Origin of the sequence: Pseudodesulfovibrio karagichevae (assembly GCF_041414475.1) — a bacterium.
GTDB classification, from domain to species: domain Bacteria; phylum Desulfobacterota; class Desulfovibrionia; order Desulfovibrionales; family Desulfovibrionaceae; genus Pseudodesulfovibrio; species Pseudodesulfovibrio karagichevae.
Genome location: NZ_JBGLYH010000116.1, coordinates 1 through 4,604, shown reverse-complemented (window position 1 = coordinate 4,604; position 4,604 = coordinate 1). Strand labels below are relative to the sequence as shown.

The 4,604-nt window shown below is 65.0% G+C and carries 7 protein-coding genes; 3 read left to right on the top strand and 4 right to left on the bottom strand.

Annotated elements, in window-relative coordinates; genetic code table 11:
- Nucleotides 1-178: 178 nt before the first annotated feature.
- On the top strand, nucleotides 179-601 hold the full coding sequence (locus AB6M95_RS19460; RefSeq protein ID WP_371388402.1) for a GNAT family N-acetyltransferase: 423 nt from the start codon (nucleotides 179-181) through the stop codon (nucleotides 599-601).
- A gap of 18 nt (nucleotides 602-619) precedes the next feature.
- On the opposite strand, the gene AB6M95_RS19455 is transcribed toward AB6M95_RS19460, so the two are convergent.
- The 4 genes from AB6M95_RS19455 to AB6M95_RS19440 form a co-directional block, all read right to left on the bottom strand.
- Nucleotides 620-1,189 (bottom strand): class I SAM-dependent methyltransferase, encoded by a 570-nt coding sequence (locus tag AB6M95_RS19455; protein WP_371388401.1) that lies wholly within the window; start codon nucleotides 1,187-1,189, stop codon nucleotides 620-622.
- A gap of 75 nt (nucleotides 1,190-1,264) precedes the next feature.
- Complete coding sequence (locus tag AB6M95_RS19450) at nucleotides 1,265-1,753, bottom strand: GNAT family N-acetyltransferase (protein ID WP_371388400.1); 489 nt, start codon at nucleotides 1,751-1,753, stop codon at nucleotides 1,265-1,267.
- 101 nt (nucleotides 1,754-1,854) lie between these two features.
- The gene (locus AB6M95_RS19445; RefSeq protein ID WP_371388399.1) at nucleotides 1,855-2,478 is read right to left on the bottom strand and encodes a CDGSH iron-sulfur domain-containing protein; all 624 of its coding nucleotides are present in this window, start codon (nucleotides 2,476-2,478) and stop codon (nucleotides 1,855-1,857) included.
- Between the two features lie 175 nt (nucleotides 2,479-2,653).
- Nucleotides 2,654-3,172: a GNAT family N-acetyltransferase gene (locus AB6M95_RS19440; RefSeq protein ID WP_371388398.1), complete on the bottom strand. Its 519-nt coding sequence runs from the start codon at nucleotides 3,170-3,172 to the stop codon at nucleotides 2,654-2,656.
- A 291-nt stretch (nucleotides 3,173-3,463) separates the two neighbouring features.
- Between AB6M95_RS19440 and AB6M95_RS19435 the strand changes: the two genes are divergently transcribed.
- Together AB6M95_RS19435 and AB6M95_RS19430 are read left to right on the top strand one after the other, a co-directional pair.
- Nucleotides 3,464-3,949, top strand: coding sequence for a phosphatidylglycerophosphatase A family protein (locus AB6M95_RS19435; RefSeq protein WP_371388397.1), 486 nt, complete (start codon nucleotides 3,464-3,466; stop codon nucleotides 3,947-3,949).
- A gap of 351 nt (nucleotides 3,950-4,300) precedes the next feature.
- Nucleotides 4,301-4,604: helix-turn-helix domain-containing protein (locus tag AB6M95_RS19430; protein ID WP_371388396.1), on the top strand; the 304-nt coding region annotated here is incomplete at its 3' end.

The following is a 4,604-nucleotide window of genomic DNA, read 5'->3' as shown; positions in this document are numbered from 1 at the left end:
CGAATCGGCGTCAATCTGGCATTGGCATGAATGTTCACTCGGTCCTCCTTTCGGCAATTGCGTCTTCGTAAACACAATTTGACCGATTAGGGCCGAGTGAACAACCTCCTATAACTTCACAGCTAGAACCTTCCATAACGCCGCTCTTCGGCATACGGGCGGATACAAAGGAATCACAATGGATTTACGGATACTCAACGACTGCGAAGACGTCGACTGGCAGGCCGTGGCCGACATCCTGAAGACGGTCGGCATGGCCCATCACGCACCCGAGGTGCACGCCAAGGCGTTCAGGGCGAGCCACACCACCGTGTTCGTCTACGACGGAGACAGGCTGGTCGGCTTCGGGCGGGCCCTGTCCGACGGGGCGTACCAGGCGGCGGTCTACGACTGCGCGGTGCTGCCGGAATACCAGGGACACAAGCTCGGGGCCAGGATCATGCGCGCCATTCTCGACGGCGTCGGCCACTGCAACGTCATCCTGTACGCGGCGCCCGGCAAGGAAGGCTTCTACCGGAAGCAGGGGTTCAGCTTGCTGAAGACGGGCATGGGACGGTTCGTCAGGGCCGACATCATGCAGGAAAAGGGCTTCATCGAGTAGCCGCCCCCCGTTCACGGGCTATTTTCTGAGGAATCGGGCGAGATAGGTGAACTCGCCCAAGTCGACCACAGCGTCGCGGACGAAACCGTGGGGCGCGGTCAGCCGGTCGGCATCCTCCGGGCCGATGCGCTTGTCCGGGGACGACGGGCCGGGACCGTGGGCGAACTTCTTGAATTCGATGAGCGCGAAGACCCCGCCGGGCACGAGCACCCGGGCGACCTCGCCCATGAGCCCGGACCGGGCCGCCTCGGGCAGGTCGTGCAGCACGGTGGCCATGAACGCGGCGTCCACCGAGCCGCTGGCCAAATCGAGGGGTTGTGAAAGATCGGCCACCATGGGCTTGACGTTGCCCAGCCCTTCCTCACGCGCGGCCTCGGCCAGGGCGACGATCCCGTCCTCCCACAGATCCAGGGCGTAGACCAGCGACCCCGCGCCCAGTCGACGGGCCAGGGCCAGGGTGTAGTTCCCCGCGCCGCTGCCGAGATCGAGATACGTGGCCCGCGAACCGACCATGATGTTGTCGAAGGCGAGATCCTGGTCGATGAGGTCGATGCTGCTTTTACCGGCGGCCTTGGGCTTCGCGTCCATGGGTGCTCCTGGTCAAGAGGTCAATGGGAACCCCAGGATACGCCCCGAGGGCGACGGCGTCAAAAGGGCGGCAGCCTACGGATTGACGTGTCTGCCCAGGATGGACAGGCTGTAGCGCTTGCCGTCCATCTCGGCGATGTCCGGCAGCCTGCCCCATTCCTCGAAATCGAAGGACCGGAACAGCCGCATGGACCCCTCGTTATGGGAAAAGATGTAGGCCACCACGGTCCGGATGCCCAATTCCGGGGTCATGTCCAGGGCCTCCCGGAGCAGCCGCTTGCCCAATCCTTGCCGCCGGTGTTCCGGGGCGATGTAGATGCTGACCTCGGCGGTTCGCCCGTATGCCGGGCGGCCGTAGAAGGACTCGAAGCTGACCCAGGCCGCGACCTCGCCGTCGATGCGCTCCACCAGGATGGGCCGCTTGCCGGGCACGTGGTTGTTGAACCAGGGGCGTCTGGACTCCACGCTGACCGGCTCGGTGTCGGCCGTGGCGATGCGCGTGGGCACCGTGGAGTTGTATATCTCGACGATCCTCGGGAGGTCCTGTCCGGTGGCGGGCTGCATGCGTTTGCTCCTTTCTTTCCCTGCGGTTGCCGGGTTTGATCGGCGAAGACCATAAGCGCCCTTTCCCCGACGCGCAAGGCCCGTAAGCGGTCGCGCCCGAATCAGCCCTCGAACCCGTTCTCCTCGTGCGAGCCGTCGCACAGCGGCTTCTTCTTCGATCCGCCGCAGCGGCACAGGACGTAGTGGTCGGCCAGGGGCAGCAGCTCGTCGGACAACTGGTCGTCGATCAGATCGACGCCGCCCCGGGTGTGGACCGGCCCGTTCCTCTCGATGACAATCTCCGGCTTGTCGAAGAAATCCTTGTAGTGCACGCCGTCGATCATATAGGTCAGCGCGCCCGACGGACACTTGCGGATGGTGGCGATGATCTCCTCCACCGGCGCCCCGTCCGGCTCGTAGATGGGCGCGTCGTGGGTCCCGAACACGGCTTCGAGCTCACCGCAGAACCCGGCGCCCATGCACAGGTAGCGATCGTAGACGATGGTGATGTCCTTGCCCTCGTAGTACTCCAGCGGCCTCTTGGCCGAATCCTCGCGCACGCCCGCGAAACCGACCTTGGCGTGGGTGCCGTCGCACATGGGCTTGGCCCCGGACTCGCCGCAGCGGCACAGGGAATAGACCCGGGGGACCTCCACGGCACCGCCTTGCGCATCGGTCAGCGGCGTGTCCACGGACATCAGAGGGCTGTATTGACTCAGGACTATCTGGCTCGGACGTTTCTTCATGGAACCTCCCTCGGCTTTTCGGCGTCATTGCCGGTCCATCCCTACCACAAGGAATCCCGCTTGCGCACTCCCCGCCGCGAAAAAAGGAACGGAGCATCCCCAGGCCGTCACCCACGGCCCGCAAAAAAGGGAGCGGACCACCTGGCCCGCTCCCCGATTCATAGCCTGTTCACGATCACTCGTCGGCGGTCACCAGGAACGCCGGATCGGCCCGGACGCTGCCTTGGGGCTCCCGCCCGTCCAGGGTGATGGCCAGGACGTTCTTCCTCGGCACGCCGTCCATGACGAGCCCCGGCCATGCGCGAAAGCCGAACCGTTCGTAATAGGCCGGTTCTCCGACCAGGACCACGCCGTGCGCGCCCCGGTCCCGCATGATGCGCAGGGCCTGCCGGACCAGGGCGGAACCGACGCCCCGCCCCTGACTGTCAGGCGAAACGCCCACCGGGCCGAGCATGTACCAGCCCCGCCCGTCGTCGCCCACTGAGGCCGGGGACAGGGCCACGTGCCCCGCTACCTCGCCCCGGTATTCGGCCACCAGCGACAGGCTCAGGCGGCCCGAGCCGCGCAGGGCGTCGACAATCAGGTGTTCGGTGGGTTCGGCCCCGGGCGCGTGCTGGGGATGGTTGCGGAAGGCCGCGTATTCGACCGCGCGGATGGCGGCGACGTCGCTGTTTGTTTCCAAGCGTATATGCATCTTCGATTCCTGTTGTTGCAGTCCATGAGATAAGACCCGCGCTCCATGCGGGCGCGGCCGTCAATCGATTCCGCCCGCCCGGCAATGGCCGCTCGGGCGGGGATGGAGCTAACGAAAAAGATCTGAAAGCGGAAGCTTCAAACAGTCTCCTGTGAGGGGTGCGCAACCACCGGAATGGAGGCCGCGACAATGCCGAAGCGATACCCCCGGCTTCCTACGAGCGTCAAGGGCATTGCCTGCGGCCGCGTTTCCGATTATCAAGGCCGTAAACCGCAGCCCGGAGCCCCCACCATGCCCGAATCCCACCCCCTCGACAAACTGGCCCTCGCCGTGGCCACCCTCGGCCCCGTCGGCCATTTCCCCAAGGCCCCCGGCACCTGGGGCTCCCTGGCGGCCGTGGTGATCGCGCCGTCGCTCTTCCTGACCCTCGCCCTGCCCTGGCGCGCCGCCGTCCTGGTCGGCGTCTTCATCGTCGGCACCTGGGCCTGCGGCCGGGCCGAAACCGTCTTGGGCAAAAAGGATCCCGGCTGCGTGGTCGTGGACGAACTCTTCGGCCAATGGCTCGCTCTGTTCTTCTTCCAGGCCATGCCCCTCTGGTACCTGGCCGCCGCCTTCGCCCTGTTCCGCGTCTTCGACATCCTCAAGCCCTGGCCCGTCAAATGGGCCGAAACCGCCTTCCCCGGCGGCTTCGGCGTCATGATCGACGACGGCGTGGCCGGGCTCTACGCCATGGGCTGCCTGCACCTCCTCGCCTTTCTCGTTTCGATGATCGGGTAGGAGGAATGCCTCCGGCGGCCGGGGCGCTGCCCCGGACCCCGCCAGAGAACCTTTTGAAAAAGGTTCTCTGGACTCTCCAAAACTTTTTTTGCCGCTATCGCGGAGGCCGTGCGTCCACCACCAGCCCCGCCTCTTCGACTATCCACCTATCGGTCTCGCCCTGTACCAAGGATCAAGGCACGCCTTCCCTCCCCACGCCACACGCGCGAATGCGCATATAAAAAGTTTAGGAAGGAAAGGGGGATGGGGGTCCGGGGGAAGGGAGAAAGGAAGGTACAGCCCGGGTACATAGGTAACACATTAGCCCGGGAACATGGGTAACACTTTGGGCATGAGAGCCTGGAGGTGCCTATGCCCTGGAATGAGGTCAAACCTATGGATCAGCGATGGTTGTTTGTGATGGAGGCGCGGCTCGGCGTCGAGGCCGTGGCGGAGCTGTGCCGCAAGTATGGAATCAGCCGGAAAACCGGATACAAGTGGCTGAAACGCTATCATGAGTTCGGAAGGTTCGGGTTCGTGGAGCTGGCTAGGAGGCCACGCGGTTGCCCGCACAGGACACCCGTTGAAATGCGGGAGGCCGTCGTGGCCCTGCGCAAGGCCTGGCCGGGCATCGGGCCGCGCAAGATCGCCGGAGAGCTGCGCAACCGGGGGCTTC